Source organism: Deltaproteobacteria bacterium PRO3 (assembly GCA_030263375.1).
GTDB lineage: Bacteria > UBA10199 > UBA10199 > DSSB01 > DSSB01 > DSSB01.
Map to the genome: position 1 here is coordinate 1 of SZOV01000187.1, position 2,167 is coordinate 2,167.

Consider the following 2,167-nt stretch of genomic DNA (forward strand, 5'->3'; position numbering starts at 1 on the left):
AATGATCTCCATGCGGTCGAGCAGCGGCTGCGGCATGTTGAGGGTGTTGGCGGTGGTGACGAACATCACGCCCGACAGGTCGTAATCGACCTCCAGATAATGGTCGTTGAACTTGGCGTTCTGTTCCGGGTCCAGCACTTCAAGGAGCGCTGAGGACGGATCGCCGCGAAAATCAGCACCCATCTTGTCCACCTCGTCGAGGAGGAACAGCGGGTTGGACGATCCGGCTTTTTTCATCGATTGGATGATCTTGCCGGGCATCGAGCCGATATAGGTGCGGCGGTGGCCGCGAATTTCCGCTTCGTCGCGCACGCCGCCCAGCGAGATGCGGATGAAGTTTCGTCCCGTGGCGCGGGCAATCGATTTGCCGAGCGAGGTCTTGCCGACGCCGGGCGGGCCGACGAGGCACAAAATCGGCCCTTTGGTGGAGCCGGTGCGCTGCTGCACGGCGAGGTATTCAAGGATGCGCTCCTTGACCTTATCCAAGCCGTAATGATCTTCGTTCAAGACCTTTTCGGCGAGTTTTAAATCCTTCTTGATCTTGGTGTTTTTGCTCCACGGGATGGACAGCATCCATTCCAGGTAATTCCTGACCACCGTCGCTTCGGCCGCCATCGGGCTCATGCTGCGCAGCTTTTTCAGCTCGCCCATGGCTTTTTCGCGGGCTTCCTTGGTCAGTTTGGTCTTCTTGATGCGGTCCTCAAGCTCAGCGAGCTCGTCGCGGCCGTCCTCGGCCTCGCCCAGCTCTTTCTGGATCGCCTTTAACTGCTCGTTCAGGTAATACTCGCGCTGCGTCTTTTCCATTTGCCGCTTGACGCGGCCGCGGATGCGGCGCTCCACCTGGAGGACGCTGATCTCCTCCTCCATCAGGTTATAGACCCGCTCCAGCCGCTGCGCGATATTGGCCATCTCCAACAGTTCTTGCTTATCGGCGATTTTCAACGCCAGATGCGAACCGATGGTGTCGGCGAGCTTGCTCGGGTCCTCGATTTGATTAATGTTGGCCAGAACTTCCGGCGGAATTTTCTTGTTGAGCTTGACGTATTGCTCAAATTCCGTGGCTACCGAGCGGGCCAGCCCACGCAGCTCCTTCTCCTCGGTCAGCACATCGGGAATGATCTCGGCCTCGGCCTCGAAGAATTCCGCCCTGTCGGTAAAGCGCACGATGCGCGCCCGCTCATTGCCTTCCACCAGCACCTTGACGGTGCCATCAGGCAATTTCAGTAACTGCAATACCGTGGCGACGGTACCCACCAGGTAGATGTCCTGGGTTTCCGGATTGTCCTGATTGGCGTTCTTTTGCGCCACCAGCAAAATACGCTTGTCGCTGCCGGTGACATCCTCCAGCGCCTTGACCGACTTCTCGCGGCCGACGAACAGCGGCACGATCATGTGCGGGAAAACCACAATGTCGCGCAAGGGAAGAACTGGAAAGAGGGTGGTCATCTGACACTCTACCTTCGGCCGTTTGGCTCCCAGACCGCCGCGCCTGCGGCTCATCCTGAGGCGGATCGACCTTTACTGTGATGCTGCCTATGAGATAGAGACTCTTGGCCCCACCTTCAAGGCATTACCGCCAACCCACAGAAATTAAGCAGATTTTCAGGCCCCGCCGGCGCCGACATCGCTGCGGCGTTCGGCATAGATAAAGAGCGGACGGGCGCGGCCTTCCACCACCTCGACATTGACCACCACCTCCTCGACCCCTTCCAGGGACGGCAGTTCGAACATGGTGTCCAAAAGGATGTCTTCCATGATGGAGCGCAGGCCGCGGGCCCCGGTCTTGCGCTGGATCGCCCGTTTGGCCAATGCCTTCAAGGCCTCGTCAGAGAACGTGAGCTTGACGTTTTCCATGTCGAACAGCCGCTGGTACTGTTTGACCAGGGCGTTCTTCGGCTTCGACAGGATATCGACCAACGCCTCGACATCGAGATCATTCAAGGTGGCGATCACCGGCAGGCGGCCGATGAATTCGGGAATGAGGCCGAATTTGAGCAGATCCTCCGGCTCCACGTGTTGCAGCACCTCGCCGGTCCGCCGGTCGTCGGGATCGGCGACCTTGGCGCCAAAACCGATGGACTTGCCTTCCAGACGGTTGGAGATGATCTTCTCCAGGCCGGCGAAGGCGCCGCCGCAGATGAACAGGATGTTGGTGGTGTCGACCTGC

General features: G+C 58.9%; 2 protein-coding genes. Both read right to left on the reverse strand.

The genetic code is table 11. The features are described from left to right. On the reverse strand, positions 1–1,446 hold a 1,446-nt coding region (locus FBR05_15185; protein ID MDL1873523.1), incomplete at its 3' end, for an AAA family ATPase. Positions 1,447–1,602: 156 nt separating this feature from the next. Then, on the reverse strand, positions 1,603–2,167 hold a 565-nt coding region (locus FBR05_15190; GenBank protein ID MDL1873524.1), incomplete at its 5' end, for an ATP-dependent Clp protease ATP-binding subunit ClpX.